This is a genomic window from Acinetobacter sp. ANC 3882 (assembly GCF_022549545.1).
Lineage (GTDB): Bacteria > Pseudomonadota > Gammaproteobacteria > Pseudomonadales > Moraxellaceae > Acinetobacter.
The window spans coordinates 258,702-277,288 of sequence record NZ_JAKZGB010000003.1; the positions used below are offsets into that span (position 1 = coordinate 258,702).

Annotated in this window: 20 protein-coding genes; 9 read left to right on the top strand and 11 right to left on the bottom strand. The window is 40.7% G+C overall.

Annotation, left to right across the window (positions count from 1 at the left end; translation table 11 throughout):
- Positions 1-6 precede the first annotated feature (6 nt).
- On the top strand, positions 7-696 hold the full coding sequence (locus tag MMO42_RS08740; RefSeq protein ID WP_241320135.1) for an LrgB family protein: 690 nt from the start codon (positions 7-9) through the stop codon (positions 694-696).
- Positions 697-780: 84 nt separating this feature from the next.
- Here the strand turns inward: MMO42_RS08740 and xseB are convergent, their stop codons facing one another.
- From xseB to MMO42_RS08765, 5 genes are all read right to left on the bottom strand, one after another.
- Positions 781-981 (bottom strand): exodeoxyribonuclease VII small subunit, encoded by a 201-nt coding sequence (xseB, locus tag MMO42_RS08745; protein WP_241320137.1) that lies wholly within the window; start codon positions 979-981, stop codon positions 781-783.
- Entirely contained in the window at positions 974-2,233 is a 1,260-nt protein-coding gene (xseA, locus tag MMO42_RS08750) for an exodeoxyribonuclease VII large subunit (protein WP_241320138.1), read from the bottom strand. Before xseA ends, xseB begins: the two co-directional genes overlap by 8 nt.
- A 151-nt stretch (positions 2,234-2,384) precedes the next feature.
- The gene (locus MMO42_RS08755) at positions 2,385-3,743 is read right to left on the bottom strand and encodes an amino acid permease (RefSeq protein ID WP_241320139.1); all 1,359 of its coding nucleotides are present in this window, start codon (positions 3,741-3,743) and stop codon (positions 2,385-2,387) included.
- A 145-nt stretch (positions 3,744-3,888) separates the two neighbouring features.
- Positions 3,889-4,785, bottom strand: a complete 897-nt coding sequence (locus MMO42_RS08760; RefSeq protein ID WP_241320140.1) for a lysine exporter LysO family protein — start codon at positions 4,783-4,785, stop codon at positions 3,889-3,891.
- Positions 4,782-5,621, bottom strand: a complete 840-nt coding sequence (locus MMO42_RS08765) for a 2OG-Fe dioxygenase family protein (protein WP_005295415.1) — start codon at positions 5,619-5,621, stop codon at positions 4,782-4,784. The genes MMO42_RS08760 and MMO42_RS08765 overlap by 4 nt, the downstream gene beginning before the upstream one ends.
- Positions 5,622-6,114: 493 nt before the next feature.
- Between MMO42_RS08765 and MMO42_RS08770 the strand changes: the two genes are divergently transcribed.
- From MMO42_RS08770 to MMO42_RS08795, 6 genes are all read left to right on the top strand, one after another.
- Positions 6,115-6,774 carry an amino acid ABC transporter permease gene (locus MMO42_RS08770; RefSeq protein ID WP_241320141.1) on the top strand — a complete coding sequence of 220 codons (660 nt, stop codon included), beginning with the start codon at positions 6,115-6,117 and terminating at the stop codon, positions 6,772-6,774.
- A complete protein-coding gene (locus MMO42_RS08775) occupies positions 6,764-7,435 on the top strand; it encodes an amino acid ABC transporter permease (RefSeq protein WP_241320142.1) in 672 nt (223 codons plus the stop codon). The genes MMO42_RS08770 and MMO42_RS08775 overlap by 11 nt, the downstream gene beginning before the upstream one ends.
- Positions 7,432-8,163 carry an amino acid ABC transporter ATP-binding protein gene (locus MMO42_RS08780; RefSeq protein ID WP_241320144.1) on the top strand — a complete coding sequence of 244 codons (732 nt, stop codon included), beginning with the start codon at positions 7,432-7,434 and terminating at the stop codon, positions 8,161-8,163. Before MMO42_RS08775 ends, MMO42_RS08780 begins: the two co-directional genes overlap by 4 nt.
- 69 nt (positions 8,164-8,232) lie before the next feature.
- Positions 8,233-9,084 (top strand): transporter substrate-binding domain-containing protein, encoded by an 852-nt coding sequence (locus tag MMO42_RS08785; RefSeq protein WP_241320281.1) that lies wholly within the window; start codon positions 8,233-8,235, stop codon positions 9,082-9,084.
- Between the two features lie 31 nt (positions 9,085-9,115).
- Entirely contained in the window at positions 9,116-9,982 is an 867-nt protein-coding gene (locus MMO42_RS08790; protein ID WP_241320146.1) for a cysteine ABC transporter substrate-binding protein, read from the top strand.
- A gap of 157 nt (positions 9,983-10,139) precedes the next feature.
- Positions 10,140-10,595, top strand: a complete 456-nt coding sequence (locus MMO42_RS08795) for a VOC family protein (protein WP_241320147.1) — start codon at positions 10,140-10,142, stop codon at positions 10,593-10,595.
- Positions 10,596-10,682: 87 nt separating this feature from the next.
- Here the strand turns inward: MMO42_RS08795 and MMO42_RS08800 are convergent, their stop codons facing one another.
- Positions 10,683-11,462: a TorF family putative porin gene (locus MMO42_RS08800; protein ID WP_241320149.1), complete on the bottom strand. Its 780-nt coding sequence runs from the start codon at positions 11,460-11,462 to the stop codon at positions 10,683-10,685.
- A gap of 118 nt (positions 11,463-11,580) precedes the next feature.
- Positions 11,581-12,039 (bottom strand): helix-turn-helix domain-containing protein, encoded by a 459-nt coding sequence (locus MMO42_RS08805; protein WP_241320150.1) that lies wholly within the window; start codon positions 12,037-12,039, stop codon positions 11,581-11,583.
- A gap of 96 nt (positions 12,040-12,135) precedes the next feature.
- Here MMO42_RS08805 and MMO42_RS08810 point away from each other — a divergent pair, with 96 nt between their 5' ends.
- Positions 12,136-13,386, top strand: a complete 1,251-nt coding sequence (locus MMO42_RS08810; protein WP_241320151.1) for an MFS transporter — start codon at positions 12,136-12,138, stop codon at positions 13,384-13,386.
- A gap of 60 nt (positions 13,387-13,446) precedes the next feature.
- Here the strand turns inward: MMO42_RS08810 and MMO42_RS08815 are convergent, their stop codons facing one another.
- The 4 genes from MMO42_RS08815 to MMO42_RS08830 all read right to left on the bottom strand — a co-directional run bounded on the left by MMO42_RS08815 (position 13,447) and on the right by MMO42_RS08830 (position 17,630).
- On the bottom strand, positions 13,447-14,328 hold the full coding sequence (locus MMO42_RS08815) for a CopD family protein (RefSeq protein ID WP_241320153.1): 882 nt from the start codon (positions 14,326-14,328) through the stop codon (positions 13,447-13,449).
- 75 nt (positions 14,329-14,403) lie between these two features.
- Positions 14,404-14,775: a copper resistance protein CopC gene (locus MMO42_RS08820; RefSeq protein WP_241320154.1), complete on the bottom strand. Its 372-nt coding sequence runs from the start codon at positions 14,773-14,775 to the stop codon at positions 14,404-14,406.
- A gap of 119 nt (positions 14,776-14,894) precedes the next feature.
- Positions 14,895-16,082 (bottom strand): TCR/Tet family MFS transporter, encoded by a 1,188-nt coding sequence (locus MMO42_RS08825; RefSeq protein WP_241320156.1) that lies wholly within the window; start codon positions 16,080-16,082, stop codon positions 14,895-14,897.
- 324 nt (positions 16,083-16,406) lie between these two features.
- Complete coding sequence (locus tag MMO42_RS08830) at positions 16,407-17,630, bottom strand: MFS transporter (RefSeq protein WP_241320157.1); 1,224 nt, start codon at positions 17,628-17,630, stop codon at positions 16,407-16,409.
- 150 nt (positions 17,631-17,780) lie between these two features.
- Here MMO42_RS08830 and MMO42_RS08835 point away from each other — a divergent pair, with 150 nt between their 5' ends.
- Positions 17,781-18,557 (top strand): helix-turn-helix transcriptional regulator, encoded by a 777-nt coding sequence (locus tag MMO42_RS08835; protein ID WP_241320158.1) that lies wholly within the window; start codon positions 17,781-17,783, stop codon positions 18,555-18,557.
- Positions 18,558-18,587 lie beyond the last annotated feature (30 nt).

The window sequence follows — 18,587 nt, forward strand, 5'->3', positions numbered from 1 at the left end:
TTTTACATGAATATCTGGTCAATCCTCTGTCTGATCTGGACTTTGGTCGCCTATGTGGTTGCAAAGCGTCTCTATCAGAAGCATCCTAAATTATGGCTTTCTCCTGCGATTAGCGTGCCAGTGCTCACGATTATATTAATGACGATTTTTGGTATTTCTTATCAGACCTATGCCCAAGATACCCAATGGATCGTCAACTTACTTGGGCCTGCAACAGTTGCCTTTGCTGTGCCTATTTATCGTTATCGAGATACCATCCGCAAAAATCTTGGTGTTTTATCCATCGCGATTATTGTTGGTATGAGTGTCGGGGTGATGTCTGCTTATGAGATGGCACAGCTCTTTCATTTCAGCCCAGAAGTCACCAACAGTTTGATGGCTCGTTCTATTTCTACGCCTTTTGCGATGATTCTAGCCGAAGATATTCATGGTTCAGCAGCATTGGTATCGCTATTTACCGTGATTACTGGATTGGTTGGGATGATTTGTGGAGATGCCATTTTAGCAATTACCAAAATTCGTTCTGCTGTGGCAAATGGTGCTGCATTTGGTAATGCCGCTCACGGCTTTGGTACCGCGAGAGCCCAACAACGTAATAATGAAGAAGGGGTAATTGCCAGTTTAACCATGGTGATTGCAGGTATCTTGATGGTACTGGTTGGACCATTTGCCATTCATTTGTGGTTATTACTCTAAGCCTTGAATTTACTTTTGCATAAGCAAATATTGAGCGAGTCAAAGCTGCGTGCTGTTCAAAGCGAGTGGCTTTTAGATCCGCTGTTATTCACTGTCTTTAAAAGTTTCATTTAAGGCTTGTTGCACTGCATCCACTCTAGATTTACAGGCTTTATAAGCGGTCATAGACTCTTCGACGATTTTCATCAAATTATCAATATCAGGTTGTTCCTGTGCTTCGAGCAGTTCGGCATTCTTTTTTAATAATGCATAACCGTCTTTAAAACTTAATTCTTTCTTAGTCATGATCAATCACCTCGGTGAGCTTGGCATGGATATAACCATCTTGCATTTCAATCGATAGGGATGAACTTGCTTGATGGATCGAGCGAATCGCTTTATTTTCACTACGGACAATGCCATAGCCCTTGGCGAGTACATTTCTTGGGTTTTGCAACAAGGTTTCCCGCATTAATGCTTCGATTTGAGTCGAAGCTGTTTTCAGTTGTTGCTTGGCAAAATATTGCAGCGTTGATCTGGCAACCTGAAGCTGCAAATAACTGGTACTGATTTGATTTTCAGACTGCGACTTGATGCGACTGATGAATTGATCATTCTGACTCTGATAAGCCGTAATCTGATGTTGAGAAAGCAATTTGATGGTTTGAAAATGATCCATCACGTCTACAGAACGTTCCGAAATCAGATTGCGGATACCTGCAATCACCTTACTTGGCGTATCGAAGGAACGATGGGCAATTTCATCTAAAATAGTCCGATCTTTTTCATGTCCAATTCCGACCCAAATCGGTACTTTGCGTTTACACAGCAGGGCAGCAAGATCATAGTCATTTAAATACGCTAGATCGTTAACAGCACCGCCACCTCGAATGATTACGATCAGGTCGGGCGGAATAGTATAGTCTGCTGCCCATTGACGTAACCCAGTGCCTAGCGATTCCATAATGCTGTGCGCAGCGGTATTTCCCTGGAAAGTCGCGTTGTGATAGACAAAATCACAGACACCTGCTTGATGTAAAGCATCGGCATCTTTCTTAAAGTCACCTAATCCAGCCGCATTTTCAGGCGCAATCACCAATACATGCTCAATATCAAAAGGTGTCGGTAGGGCTTTATTCAGAGGAAGCAAACCTTCACTGCTGAGTTGGGCAAGGATTTGCTGATAGCGTTTAGCAATATCGCCGAGGGTAAAACTGGAGTCGATATCTTCAATATTGACAGAGAAGCCATATTGAGGGTCGAAGCGGGCCTTAATTTTGATCAGTACATTTAAGTCTTTAGACAGTTCAATTCCACTTTCACGTTCAAATTTGAACACGATTTTTGCAGCAGAGAATTTCCAAATGGTGGCTTTACAGCTCGCAATGACTTTGTCTGTGTCTTGTTCTTTTTCAGCAAGCTCAAGGTAGTAATGCCCACCTTTGATACTCAGATTCCGAATCTCAGCTTTCACCCAAACAGGTTCGTCAAAGCTCAGGCGAATGATTTCCTGTACCGTTGCTAGATAATCGCTGAGAGAAAGTTGCGGTTCAGACATTAGATCAGATGATGAATAGAATAGGGCTATAGTAGCAAATGGATTAACCTGATAACAAATAAGGCCTATCTTGTTTTTATTTATTTTTGTTGAGTGATAACGCATCCACAGTTTTTATGGAGTGCTGTAGATGCGTATTGTGGGGCAGAGATTAGAGTGATTTATTCCATTTCAAAAATTTAAATAATCCGAACATAAACATGATCCAGACTGGAATTAAAATCACTGATTCCTTAAAGCCTTGCGTCCACATAATGTATAAAATCATCACGATAAACGCCAAAACCAAATAATTACTAAATGGTGAAAATAAGGCAGGGAATTTGACTGTTGTACCTTGTTGCTGAACGGCACGCTTAAACTTTAAATGGGTAAAGCTAATAATCGCCCAGTTTAAAACCAAAGCCGCAACCGCCATATACATCAAGTGACTCAATGCCTGTTCTGGCACAAAATAATTCAGTAATACACAGCCGAAAATTAAAATCGAAGAAAAGATCACCGCAGGCATCGGCACACCTTGCTTACTGACTTTTGCAAAAACTTTTGGAGCATTGCCTTGTACTGCCAACCCGTAGAGCATACGGCTATTGGCATACATACCGCTGTTATACACAGAGAGTGCCGCCGTTAGAATAATAAAATTGAGTAAATGTGCTGCCCAATCAATCCCGAGTTGGCTAAAAATCATCACAAATGGACTTTTGTCCAAACCACCCAAATCCAGCTGGTTCCATGGAATGAGTGACATGATGATGGCAAGCGAAGCCACGTAGAAAATCAGAATCCGAAAGATCACCTGATTAATGGCTTGCGGAATGCTTTTCTCAGGATTTTCTGCTTCAGCAGCAGTCATACCGATTAATTCAATGCCGCCAAAAGCAAACATTAAAAAGGCAAGCATATAAAATAGGCCTGAGAAACCATGTGGAAAAAATCCACCGTGTTGCCATAGGTTCGCGAAGCTAGCCGTTGATTCTGTACCTGCTGTGAGCAAAAGAAACAAACCAAATAAAATCATTGAAATGATAGCAATGACTTTAATGATGGCCAACCAGAATTCTGATTCACCATAAAACTTCACATTGCCTAGATTTAAGCAGGTCACAACAATGAAGAAAAATAAAGTCGAGATCCACGCAGGAATATGTGGCCACCAATAATGGATATATTTGGCAATGGCTGTCAGCTCAGTCATTGCCACCAAAATATAAACCACCCAATAATTCCAGCCCGATAAAAAGCCAGCAAATCTGCCCCAATATTTTTGTGAAAAATAACTAAAAGAGCCTGCAACAGGTTCTTCTACAATCATTTCACCCATTTGTCGCATGATCAGAAATGCGATCAGACCAACGATGGCATAGCCCAAAATAATCGAAGGGCCAGCAGACTGGATCACTTGAGCAGAACCTAGAAATAGTCCAGTACCCACTGCACCGCCCATGGCGATCAAGTGGATATGTCGATTTTTAAGCCCACGTTTTAATTGGGGAGAGGAATTACTCAAAATAAGATGCGCTGAACAAAAAAGAAGTGATTGTAATGGATTGTGAGGGGGGCGACTAGTTTGAAACTAATATTAAAATTGCATTTGTATGCATTCTATAAATTAAAATATCTGAAGCTTAAATATTGATCATAAATAACTCACTTTAGGATAAGAAGGTACTGAAAAAAATAATAAAGAAAGGTGCAAGTACGGTTAAAATAAATCCACTAAAAATAGCAACTTGCGTATCCAAAGGAGAGCAATTATTTTTGATAAAAGGAAGTGTTGAATCCATGGCCGTTGCACCACAAATTCCGATGACAGGGTTAGGATAGTTTCTACCTAAAAGATATAACAACGCGATCGCATAAAACTCCCTGATAAGATCGGTAAGTAAGGCGAAAGTACCTTGTTCCGCACCTAAGGTTTTACCAATCAATGGGCCTGAGAGAGAAAACCAGCCAAAACCACTACCTAGTACAATGAGTTCAAAGAATGATCGATCTAAAATAAAAGTCGTCAAATAAGCTGCAATGAACAGTGCAATGATTGTGAGTAATGGAACCTTGACATGGTTGAGGGTTAAAGATTGTATTTTAATCGTGGCTAGATCGACCCCAACTAAAAAGATGAGAAGATAAAGTAATATATTGCTAATGGTTTCACTTCCCAATGTACTAGGGAGGATGAGATAGAGAACCATCCCGATGAGAACCATTGATATCGCAATTAGGCATTCTAGAACGGGTTTTAAAATTTCAGATAGCGATTTCCGATTTTCGCTGATGTTATGTGCTTTCTTAAAAAGAAAAACAAAGGTAATCGCACTAATAACCGTCGCATAGATAAAAGACTCAACAATGATGGTAGAGCCGAGTTCTTTATCAAATAGAACAACACCGAACTGAAAACCGATCGAAATAAGCAGTAGCCACACTAAAATAGTGATATAGCCAACCAATTTATTTCTAATGGTTGGTTTGATGACTCTCCCAATCCCCCAACCCAAAAGCAGGGAGAGAAGGATGGGAGAGAGGGAAAATAGAAGATTATTGATCATATTTTTTGCTTCGTTAATGAATAATCAATCAGGATTACCCATCTTTCACCTAAGAAATTGAGTTGATCATTCGATATTTTTTTAATGGGTGAGACATAATGACAGACAGAATGATCATGTACCGCAAAACTATCTAAAATATTTTTTAGTGTGAATTGACTATAAATTTTTTCGACATTGACCTCTTCTAAGCGTTTATTTCTTTCACTCGGATGAGCAATATAGTTTTCTCCACCAGTAATATTATTACTGCGATAGAACAGGTGGGCAAAGGTAAAAGGTTCACCATCTTGATGGAAACAATCTGGGGAACTAATCCCTTGGCTCTGATCGTTTGAGGTGAGTTTAACAAAATGTATGCCGACATAGATGGGCAGATAATATTCGCTCAATCCGAATGTAAGTTTATAATCTTCAATAATTAATTTATTCAAATAATGTGAGAGCTTTACATTTCTGCTCAGTGCATTGAAATATCGAATAGAGCCATGTTCTGGATTGTTATTTCCCTGATCATATCCAGAGAGTTCTTGGCCATCGTCTCCCAACGTTGTTGGTAACCAAATTGGTTCGATATGCTTTTCCCATGGAAGAATTAAAGCATTTCCATAGCGTCTAAAGCGTTGTGTATTGGGTGGTGCAAAAGGATCTCTTTCTAATGCTTTAAATTCTCTTGAAATTGATATTTTTGATTCAATATCGATTTCTGAGGTTTTGTATTGTATGAATCCATTTTGCTTAAATTTTTCTTTTAACGGTGACGTCTCGAAGTCGTGGATGAGTGGAGATTGATAATTTTGAAGAATTTCTTTTTTTGCTAAATTTTCTTCTAACATGGGATAGCCCTCTATCAGTGATGAAATTTAATCATGTAAATAAAATATTTCATATTTGTTAAATTTAAATATAATTATTATTAATAATCATATGCTTTAATTTATTTAATGGTAAAATTTTTATATAAAAACAGTCGCTTGTTGTTTTGAAAATATGGTTTTTAAAATGATAGCAAGATAAATGATTTAGTTAGCTACAAATAATGTGGATAGGTATGCCTTCACCTTATCTATTTCAGATAGGGTTGGGAGTAATTGTTTAAGTCATACGATTATTTTATAAAAATGAGCTAAACAGTGCAGCTCTGAGCGTTATCCAACGGAGGGCGAATAAAAAGAATTACCTCAAGCCAAGGCTGATAATTAAAAATTTCAGCAAAGCTTAGCAAATAATAATATTTCATGTGATTTTTCAATCAGATTAGACTCATCTAAAGATAAATAACAACAACGTATTTATCAAAAGAATCAATTTTTCATTCGGATGTTGTCTTTGGATTGGCTGTATATACAGAGTGTACTGCCGCAGTTCTATGCGGCAACTCTCATGACCTTAAAAATCTCCTTCATTGGTATTGTGTTATCTATTTTATTGGGGCTGATCTGTAGTGTGATTAGTACCTACAACGTTCGAATTCTCAACAAAATTGTCAAAGTCTATATTGAGGTTTCCCGCAATACGCCCTTGCTCATTCAGCTGTTTTTTCTCTATTACGGTTTACCTAAGATCGGGATCAAACTGGATGGTTTTACCTGTGGTGTGATTGGTCTAACTTTTTTGGGTGGCAGTTATATGGCAGAAGCCTTCCGTGCAGGCTTACAGTCAGTTGCACAAGGACAGATTGATTCTGCCCGAAGTGTGGGACTCAACGCCGTCCAAGTCTTTCAGTATGTGGTGTTTCCACAGGCGCTGTCGCTTTCTATTCCAGCCATTGGTGCGAACTGCTTATTTCTGATTAAAGAAAGCTCAGTCTTGAGTGCGATTGCAGTGGTGGAACTCTTGTTTGTGACCAAAGATTTGATTGGGATGGACTATAAAACCACAGAAGCTTTATTTCTATTAATCATGGCCTATCTGATTATCTTGTTACCTATTTCAGCACTCACCAGTTATTTGGAATATCGCAGTCGGAAGGTGAGCCATGGAACTTGAGTATTTATTTCAACCGAGCCATCTCGAACGTTTGCTATATGGTTTGTTGCAAACCATTGAAATTGCCTTTCTTTCGGTGTTTTTATCTGCCATTTTCGGGACGATTTTTGGGGTGATCATGACCTCCAAAAACATACTGATTAAAATTATTTGCCGTTTTTATTTAGAAACCATTCGGGTTGTACCCATCCTCGTCCTATTGTTTGTTTTCTATTTTGGCTTAGCGACGTGGTTTAACTGGCAGCTCTCATCATTTTGGGTCTGTATTTTTGTATTTACCTTATGGGGAACTGCGGAAATGGGCGATTTAGTTCGGGCCTCAATTACTTCGATCGATCAGCATCAACGTGATTCTGCTTATGCTGTAGGTTTAAATCATGTGCAGGCATTGATTTACGTGATTTTCCCACAAAGCCTAAAAAGGGTGACACCTGGGGCATTGAATCTGTTTACCCGCATGATTAAAACCAGTTCATTGGCGGTACTGATCGGGATGGTGGAAGTTCTGAAAGTGGGGCAGCAGATTATTGAAAACTCATTATTAACCGTCCCAAGTGCATCGCTGTGGATTTACGGTTTCATCTTTATTCTTTATTTCCTGATTTGTTATCCATTATCGCTTTTAGCAGCGCATTTAGAAAAAGTGTGGGAGAACGCATGACTTTGTTATCGATACAAAATGTGCAGAAATTTTATAAACAAAGTCATATCTTGCATGGCATTGACCTGGATGTGCAACAAGGGGAAGTGGTGGTGATTTTGGGGCCATCGGGTTGTGGCAAAAGTACCTTGTTGCGCTGTATCAATGGGTTGGAACCGATCCAAGAGGGGGAGATTCATCTCAAAGATATTGGAAGATTAGGGCAGGATTTGCCATGGGATAGCGTACGTCAGCAGATCGGCATGGTGTTCCAGAACTATGAGTTATTCAAGCATATGAATGTGATTGATAACATTCTGCTTGGCCCCTTAAAAGCACAAAAACGGCAACGTGTAGAAGTGGAACAACTGGCGGATCAGTTATTGCAGCGGGTGGGATTGCTTGATCGTAAATATGATTATCCCTCCAACTTATCGGGTGGGCAAAAACAGCGAATTGCGATTGTCCGTGCATTGGTCATGAAACCGAAAGTGATTTTACTGGATGAGATAACCGCAGCCTTAGATCCTGAAATGGTACGGGAAGTGCTGGATGTGGTGCTGAAACTGGCACAGGAAGGTATGACCATGCTCATCGTCACCCATGAAATGGGTTTTGCACGCAAAGTGGCAGACCGCATTATTTTTATGGATAAGGGCAAAATCATTGAGCAAAGCTCACCTGAAGTATTTTTTCAGCATCCACAAACAGAACGGGCGAAGACCTTTCTCAATATTTTAAATTATTAAAAGCAATAAGAGGACTTTATGCGATTGAATTTAGCAGCTGGGCAACATCACTTTCCTTCAAAGACAAAAATGTTTGGTTTGGGCATCACTTGTGTACTGATGGCAGGTGTATTGACGGGTTGTAATCAGCCAACTTCGTCAGAGGCCAAAAGTGCAGGAGAGGATACATCGTTGGAACAGATTCGGAAAAATGGTGTGCTACGCGTAGGTGTATTTGCGGACAATCCACCGTTTGGCTATGTCGATAGTGCGGGCAAAAATCAGGGCTTTGATGTGGCACTGGCAAAGCGTGTGACCAAAGATTTACTCGGTGATGAAAACAAAATTCAGTTTGTGATTGCGGAAGCTGCCAATCGGGTTGAATTTTTAAAGTCAGATAAAGTTGATGTGGTCTTTGCCAGCTTTTCTGTAACACCTGAACGTCAACAGGTGGTTGATTTTTCCGAGCCTTATTTAAAAGCATCACTGGGAATTGTTTCACCTAAGGATAAAGCCATTACCGATGTGAAAAGTCTGAAAGGCAAAACCTTGATTGTAAATAAGGGTTCGAGCTCAGAGATCTATTTTAGTAAAAATTATCCAAAAGTTAAGTTGCTGAAATTTGGACAAAACACGGATGCTTTCAATGCGCTGATCGACGGTCGTGGCGATGCCATTTCCCAAGACAGTACTTATGCTTTGGCATGGGCTGCCAAGAACCCGAATTATGTGGCGGGTATTCCTCAGATTGGGAATCAAGACTTTATTGCAGCAGGTGTGAAAAAGGGCAACACCCAATTGTTGAACTGGTTGAATGATGAAATCAAGCAGCTCAGGACGACAGGCGAGGTTCAGAACATTTATGACCAAACCTTGAAACCGATCTATGGTGAAAAAGTGAATCCCAATATCTTTTTAGATGTTGATACCACCAAGCAATAACAGATTTTTAAAACACAAAAAAGGTGAAATTATGCAAACAATAACATTTTCAAATATTCAAAAATTACTGCTGGCTTCTATATTTAGTTTAGGACTGACGGCTTGTAATAAAAATCCACAGTCAACTGAAAAGCCCGCAGATACTTCAGCGCAGGTTTCCAGTATTGAACAGATCAAGAAAAACGGTGTGGTTCGTATTGGCGTATTTAGCGACAAGCCGCCGTTTGGTTATCTGGATGCACAAGGTAAAAATCAGGGCTTTGATGTGGAAATTGCTAAACATGTTGCCAAAGATTTATTGGGCGATGAAAATAAAGTGCAGTTTGTACTGACTGAGGCGGCCAACCGGGTCGAATATCTTAAAGCCAATAAAGTCGATATTATTTTTGCCAATTTCACGGTGACACCTGAACGTGAACAGGTGGTGGATTTTGCTAAGCCTTATTTGAAGGTTGCTTTAGGTGTGGTGTCTCCTAAAAATAAACCGATTACTGATATTGCTCAGTTAAAAGATCAAATCTTGCTGGTCAATAAAGGCACGACAGCGGATTCATTTTTTAGCAAGCAACATCCTGAAATTAAGTTGCAAAAATATGAGCAAAACACGGAAACTTTTGATGCTTTAAAAGATGGTCGAGGTGCTGCTTTGGCACATGACAATTTATTGGTGTTGGCATGGGCAAAAGAAAATCCAAATTACACTGTCGGCATTACCAATTTGGGTGAGCAAGATTTAATTGCACCTGCCGTGCAAAAGGGCAATAAAGAATTGCTGGATTGGTTAAATCAAGATTTAGAAAAATTAGCCAAAGAAGGGGTTATCCATCAAGCCTATGAAAAAACCTTAAAACCTGTTTATGGTGATGGTATTCCTGCCAAAGACTTAATTATTGAATAAGTACTTCGACTGAAGAAAAAGCGAAGCAAAGTTAAATCTTGCTTCGCTTTTTTATTTATCTGACGGTTGTTTTTCCTCAGTGATGTCCGTTACAAAGAGCTGATAGTGGTGCTAAAGCGACCCCTTTAGAATGATAAAAAATAAGAGGACGCATTACATGCAAAATACTGAAATCGATTTTATTGTTAAAGACACATTGGCTGCATTGGCATTTTATGAGCAGGTTTTTGAAGTCGAAAGAATAGAAGTTGGTGATTTTGTGGTTGGGCAGAATAGTGTGATTATGAGTATTCACGGCGTTCATTTTCATATGCTGGATGAAAACCCAGATTTCCAATTGCTTGCGCCTACCCAAGACAGCTATATCCCGATTTGGTTTAATATTACGGTCACTGATATCGAGAAAACATTGCAGCAAGCAGTTGATGCAGGTGCAGTGCTGATTCAAGCTGTGCAGCATATGCCAGCAATGGGCATTAAAAATGCCATGTTCAAAGATCCTTTTGGCTATATGTGGTTATTGCATCAGGTGATTGAGGTGGTTGATTATGAAACACGGGCTCAATTATTAGAACAACAAGGTTTTCAACGTAAGCCTACTCAGAATAAATAAGTTAAATCATAAAATGAGGATATTATCAGGCAAGTATTCATACTTTTCGATGCTTGCCTGATACAGCTGATCTAAACAATTGTTATTTTAAAAAGACTTGCTCAGTGTAAAGACCGCAGCGGTTTTCACCCCTTTCTTGGATGTATCAGTAAACCCATCAGTATTAAGATCCGTTCCAATTGCTGCCAGTTCTGCACTCAAGTTCATAGGTGGATAGCTATAATTGGCTCCTATTTTCCAGTCGATAAAGTGATCTTCTGCATCTCCTCCATAAATTACTTGGCTTGCTTTGGAATAGCCTAAGCTTGCAATAGCGCCAAAGTGGGTATGGGCTATTGGCGTGCTATATAAAAGATTAAAATACCAATTTTTGACGTCTTCGCCGAAGCTTTGGCGCGTTGCTTTGCCGCCGTATTGAGGGGTATAGCTGATACTTGGGCTAAAGCTATCATTATCGCTCAAAGCATTGTTTATGATCATTTTTAGATAGTATTCATTGTAATTTAAATCGCTTTTACCTACATAATGATAACGAAGAATGCCAAGGTCAATTGTAGGTTGGAATTTCCCTAAAAGAATTGGAGTTGCGTAGCCAAAAGAAGGATCGAGTTCCAAGTGTGCGTCATCACCGAAATCAACATTTGAGGTAAATGCCGCTAGATAAAATCCAGAGGAATGGTTTAAAAGAAAGTTTCCCTGAAAAGCAGCATCATTCTTGCTCTGAGTTTGTCCACGCCAACGATATTCGCTGCCGAGTGATACATTTCCAGAAAGATTGAAATTCGAAGCAGATGGTTGATCTGATGCAAAAGCATAATTGGAAGATAAAACTGTCGCTAAAACTAATACCCGATAAAAACCGTTCATAACATCCTCAACATATGAGTTAAATTTGATGAGATGTATATTAGGTTTTAATCTATTGATAAATAATAAAATTAACGTAAATTTTGCGTAAATAAAGCATAACTTTTTAACGTCTATTTTATGCGTTTTTCGGACTCACTTTTAAGACCTCTGTGGTCGTGCTATTTAAGACTTTTCCATCATCTGACGTTGCAGTCATCATCGGCACAGGCTGTTTTGTGGCTTTTTCAATCAAAATTGAATGCGGTTCGTTCTTCTCAAATAGAAACTGTTCGCCCCATTGGCGTAGTGCAACCACAATCGGGAATAGTTTTTCTCCTTGATCTGTCAAAATGTACTCTTGATAGGCTGTACCATCAGACGCGGCCCGTGTTTGCAGAATTTCGGCAGCAATTAATTTATGCAGTCTGTCCGAAAGAATGTTACGGGCGACATTCAAGTTTCGTTGTAGGTCACCAAAACGATGAATGCCATCCATGACATCTCGCACAATTAGTAGTGACCAACGATCTCCAATCACATCGACACAACGTGCAACAGGGCAAAACTCTGTAGTTGAACTTTTATTGTTTGACATCGCATTCTCAATAGATTTGGATTGATCTAGTTGCATTTTAAAACTAGATGGTTTAGGGTTCAACTAGTTTTATTTTGAAACTAGTTTAGGTGCGCTATGAATCATCCCTGTACATCGGCTTTATCTAAAAAAGAAAATCATCTTTTCACTCAGCCAAGAAAATTGCCCACTGGCTTGGTCTGGCTGTTTGCAATCGCGAGTGGTTTAAGTGTTGCCAATGTTTATTATGCGCAACCTTTACTGGATGCTATTGCTCAGGACTTGGCAATTCGCTATGCCACGGTTGGGAGTGTGATTTTGGTGACCCAAATCGGGTGCGCTGTGGCTTTATTATTGTTGGTGCCATTGGGCGATCGGATGGATCGCCGTCGGCTCATGCGATTGCAGCTCTTGGCGCTTGTTGCTGCGTTGCTTGCTGTCAGTATCACAAAAACTGTACTTGGCTTATTTGCAGCGATGTTTGCGGTGGGTATGTTAGGGACAGCCATGACACAGGGACTCATTGCCTATGCTGCCAGTATCGCTGAACCTCATGAACGGGGTTATGTGGTGGGTACAGCACAAAGTGGGGTGTTTATTGGATTATTATTGGCTCGCATTTTTGCTGGCGCAATCAGCGATCTTGCGGGTTGGCGCGGTGTCTACTTTTGTGCAGCACTGCTGATGTTGATGATTGCCTTGCCACTGTGGAAATCTTTGCCAATAGTCGCCAATTCAAATCATCAACTGAGCTATCCGCGTTTGATTTTGTCCATGCTGACCTTAGTTTCCAAAAATAAATTATTACAGATACGGGGAATATTGGCATTGTTGATGTTTGCGGTATTCAATATTTTTTGGAGTGCATTGACTCTATTACTCAGTTCGCCTCCATATCACTATTCACATACTGCAATTGGTGCATTGGGTTTGGTTGGAGTATTGGGCGCCTTGATGGCAAGCAAAGCTGGGCAATGGGCAGATCAAGGTTTTGCGCAAAGAACCAGTGGCTTTGCATTGTTGCTGATATTGTTGTCTTGGATCGCTTTCGCTCAAATTGAGTATTCAATTGCGGCATTGATCTTGGGGATATTATTACTCGATTTAGGAGGACAAGCCTTACACGTCACCAATCAAAGTATGATTTTGCAAACACAACAGGACAATCAAAGCCGGTTAGTGGGGCTGTATATGCTGTTTTATGCTGCAGGCAGCGGTCTAGGTGCAATCAGCACAACCATGACCTATGCCAAAGCAGGATGGCTAGGTGTCTGTTTGCTCGGCGGCTGCATCAGTGTAATTGCCTTATCCTTTTGGTGGATTACACGAAATGTTCAACATGACATCGAGCATGTTGAGGGCAATTGAGTGAATTCGCGCATAGGCTCAATTGCCATGAGATCTATCAAATGATCTATCGATACAATTTTATTCAATCCCGATGACGGTGGTGATGTAGGCTGTTGTGAGCAAGATCATCAAACCCAGAGACATTTCAAATAAAATGGCATAACTTAACTGTTGTGCAAATTTAGGCTCTTGAAGGCGAGGGGTAAAATACCATTTGTTAAATGCGGCCAACAGTAAAATACTCACTACAAATAAAAGCTTAATGATAAAACCAGACCCATAAGGTGTATTGATTAAAGCATTAAAATCTTTCAATAAAAGTACAGCGACACTGGCACCACATAGGATTAAAATCGTCACCACAAACGCTGCGATACGCCCAAATAAATGCATGCGCTCTTTTAACGCCAAGCCATTTATTACACGACTGGTTTTCCAGAGTGGGTATAATGCGCCCATCCATAAAGACATGACCAGTACATGAATGGATAATAAAAATTGGGCAAACATGGATAAATTGGTGACATGACCTAGCTGAGAAAAGCTATAGACAATCAGTAGTACTGGGAGTGTAAAGATTATCTTTTCAAACGCATTGGTTGCGGTATTTTTTTGATTCAGTTTGAAGATCAGCAATGCAAGTATCATTGCAAAACTGAGGATGCGAATGAGATGCGCATGTCCAGTCGCAGTGTTGATCAGAATGTTGATATAGTTCCAATCAAACATACCGAGCAAGCCCGTATTGGCAAAGCTTCCAATTAAAAACAAGAAACTTAGGGTACTTGAGATCAAACCCAGAGCTGCGCCAATGGTCATGTAATTGAAAATATTTGCTTTGATTTCTGCATAGCACCCGAGCAGGAAATAGCTAAATGCTCCTCCAACTACAAAAGCAATACTCAAATAGAGGCCAATTTTTGTTATCCAGGTTGCGAATATCCAATATTCAGACATCATTATTTATTCCTAGGAATGAATAAGTTACCAATGTGGTATTGGTAACTTATTCAGGCTGTTGCAATTTTATCTGGATTATTTGAGTGTGAAGCTATATTCACCATTCATGTTGTGCCCATCTTTGCCCATCGTGCCCCAAAGCACGGTATATTTGCCTTTTTTTAGGCTTGGCAGGGCAACATCAAATGATTTCTTCAAATCATGGCTGACTTTATAATTAAGCGGCAGTTCTTTGCGTTGTTCATCAACAACTTTAATATTCATCAACATCACTTCCTCACCAAAATTAAGGGTTAAGTTTTTAGGTTGCGTTGAGACAATGGTATTTGCAGCAGGTGTTGCACTGATCAGGGTGACATGGGCAAATGCACTGTTGGTGGCAGCAACCAATGTCGCACCCAGCAAAATATTTCGTAGTGCAGTGCTTTTGTTTGAAAATAAACGCATTTTTTATCCTCTTCTGATGCATGAATATGGAGTCATGACCCATTGATAGCCATCACTTTTCATCTTGGATTATGAAATATGCAGAGGTACATCTACGCGACGTGAAAATTACTTTTCTGTCATTTTGATGTTGCAAGACTCGGTTTGATGCTGCGAAGAACGATTGGTAGCGACAGGATGTAAATGAGGACCACACTCAGCCAAATCGCACCGGGCCATGCAGATTGAAACTGAAAATACAGGCTTGAGAACAATAAGGGCGCAAACATTGAAGCCAGACTGATGGTTGAGGCAATGATGCCTTGAAACTGGCCTTGCTGTTCAGGCGAAACTTTTTGCGAGGCTAAGGCCTGCAAAGATGGCGTTCCAATACTGCCTAAGGCAAAAATTGGCATCATTGCAAAAATAATCCAGCCGTGTTGGGCAAAAGCCATCATGGTTAAGGCAATACAAGAGCAGGCGATTCCAATGAAGACTGTGTTTCGATCTCCAAATCGTTTAGATGCATGTTGAGGGATAAAGGCCTGTACCAACATTTGGCATAAGCCAAAAGCAGCTAAGGAGAGCCCCACCCAAAAACTGTTCCATTGAAAGGTTGCATGTCCCCACAGCGCCCAGCACACCGCATAAGCTTCACCAGTTGCACTAAAAATAAAGAAAGTAGCTATCAGCGGAAATACGCCAGATATGTATCGAAGTGAGCTAAATACTTTGAATGGATTGGGCGAAGTCGCTGAATCTTTTGGAAGAGTCGAGGTTTTTGACTCTGCTAATGCCAAATAGGCAACAACAAAGTTTAGTCCTGTAAGCAGCGCTGCAATGATAAATGGCAATCTTAGCCAATATTCACTTAATACACCTCCAAGTATCGGGCCAATGATAAAGCCCGCGCCAAACATGGCACTCATGAAACCAAAGTGTTTAGCTCGTTGATCTGGTTTTGAAATATCCACCAGATAGGCAGAAGCAACTGACATATTGGCACTGGTCATGCCTGCAATGATTCGGCCAATCAACAATAGGAGTAGACTATGTGAATAGGCTAAAAATAAGTAGTTAAGTGTTGAACCCGCTAAAGAGAGTAGCAGGATGGGGCGTCGTCCAAATTTGTCGCTTAAGGCCCCAAGGATAGGTGAAAAGATAAATTGCATGGCTGCATAAAGACTACTCAATATCCCAATGTACATAGCGATATGAGTACTATGGGTAATGTCTTGCAGCAGTGAAGGTAAGATTGGAAAAATAAGACCAATGCCGATTGCATCCAAAGCAATTGTCGAAAAAATAATAAATAAAGGTCGATTCATAAAGCGTCCTATCGAAATAGCAGGCACAGAAATACTGTGAAAACCTGTTAACGATGCCTGATAACAATTCAAGCCCTGATGAACGCTGACCGAACCTTTGAAAGATAAGGATATGTGTCGATGCGATAATTTTCTTTCACTAGAAAATTTATCCACATCAATTTTTCGCGGTTTTTTTTATCGTAACAATGAAAACGAAGGAACTTATTAGGTTCTATCGTCTGTTGAAAATTTTAGCATTAAAAATAAGCAAGAAACAACATGGTCTCAAGTGAAAGCAGATGTGCCATGTCATTCAACATCACACATCTGAGGAGAGCATCATTATTTTTTGGTATTTGGCAATAACGCAGTCATAAAACCTAACAAAGGTAAGAATGAACAGAGTTTATAAACCCAGACAATGCCGTGTGTATCCGCCAAATGGCCTAGACCTGCTGCACCAATACCACCAATCCCGAACATCAGTCCAAACATTAAGCCCGCAACCATGCCAACCCGACCAGGTACAGCTTCTTGTGCATAAACGACAAGCGCAGAGAAGGCAGAAGACATGACTAAACCAATAATAATCACCAGAATGGCTGTACCCATTAATCCCACATAAGGCAGCATCAGGGCAAATGGAGCAATACCCAAAAAGGATACCCAAACCACCGCTTTACGTCCGATACGATCACCGACTGGGCCTCCTGCAAAAGTACCCAACGCCACAGCGCCTAAAAACATGAATAGATATAACTGCGATGTCTGGATTGAAACATCAAAGCGTTCAATGAGATAGAAGGTAAAATAATTGGTAATGGCAGCGATATAGATAAATTTAGCAAAGAGTAAAATACAGATGACTGCCATGGCCTGAATCACCTGTTTACGTGTCAAGGTTGAAATGGCGCATTGACTAGCGAGACGATGTGCGGGTGCTTGTTTGACCAGCCATTTGGTTACGCGTAATAAAACGAAAATAGCCAAAGCAGCAACTAGAACAAATAAGCCAATTGCACCTTGTCCGTTGGGGATAATCACGGCTGCGGCAACTAAGGGACCCAGTGCTGAACCGGTATTTCCGCCCACCTGGAACATGGATTGAGCCGTACCAAAACGTCCACCCGATGCAGTACGAGCAATACGCGATGCTTCAGGATGAAAAGTGGATGAACCTATACCAATCAGTGCAGCTGCAAAAAGTAAGCTGTGATAACTTCCTGCAATCGCCATTAACCCAATGCCAATCAGCGTGGCGAACATGCCCGCAGGTAATAAATATGGTTTTGGATGTTTGTCGGTGTAGAGTCCAATCCACGGCTGTAATAATGACGCGGTAATTTGATACACCAACGCAATCCAGCCAATCTGGGCAAAACTCAGTGAAAACTCTGCCTTGAGCATGGGATAACTTGCAGTCACTACCGCCTGAATAGAGTCATTTAATAGATGAGCAAAGGCGACTGCACCGACAACACGCAACACGAATTTTTGCGGTTGATCTTGAGGTGGAAATTGCTCTTGTGGAAAAGTGTTCTCAAGAGTCCCTGTATTCGTTGCCATACGCGCTCCAACAGGTTGTATCAGCTTAAATCGTGAAATTGAAGAAGGTTTGTTTTTCAGCGTTTTTATCCTAAACTGAACTGAAAGCGGCCCACAATCATATTTGGGACATATAGTGTCGATTTCAGGCCATATTGAGAGACGAAGCTAATGCGTAATATTCAGGTCAATGATTATCAGGATGTGGCTCGCAATGTCATGGCAACGGGCAATGATTACGAGGATGGACACATCCTCGCAAGTCATCGCCATAACAGAGGACAATGTCTGTATGCGATAACAGGGGTATTGACAGTAACAACCAATACAGGCAGTTGGGTGGTGCCGCCGAAACGTGCGCTATGGATTCCAGCAGGGATTGATCATGAAGTGCATATGGGTGGTATCACCAAAACCCGCAGTGCCTATATTCTTCCAGAAGTCGCGTGCAAAGCAGGTTTACCCATTTATTGTGCAGTGATCAATGTATCGCCGTTATTGCATGAATTACTCTCGACAGCGGTTGATCTACCTGCCGAATACGAATTGGGCGAACGCGATGATTATTTAATGCAATTGATCATCACCGAAATCGCGTTGATGCCTGAATTGCCATTGAATGCGCCTTTACCACAAGAGCCACGCTTGGCCGCATTATGTTTGCAATTATTAAAAGCACCGACTTTAGATCATGATCTGGATCAGATTGCAGAACAAGTGGGAATGAGCCGTCGAAATTTCACCCGAATTTTTCGGCTACAGACAGGCATGAGTTTTAGCCATTGGCGGCAACAGGCCTGTTTACTCAATGCCTTGACTCGTATGGAATTAGGACAGCCGATTACCCGCGTGGCGATGGAGCTCGGTTATAGCAGCAGTAGTGCATTTACTGCGGCCTTTAAACGCTCTTTAGGTGTGGCACCACGTTTTTATTTACAAGGAAAATGATTCGGTAAATGTGGTAATGTGCTTCGAGAC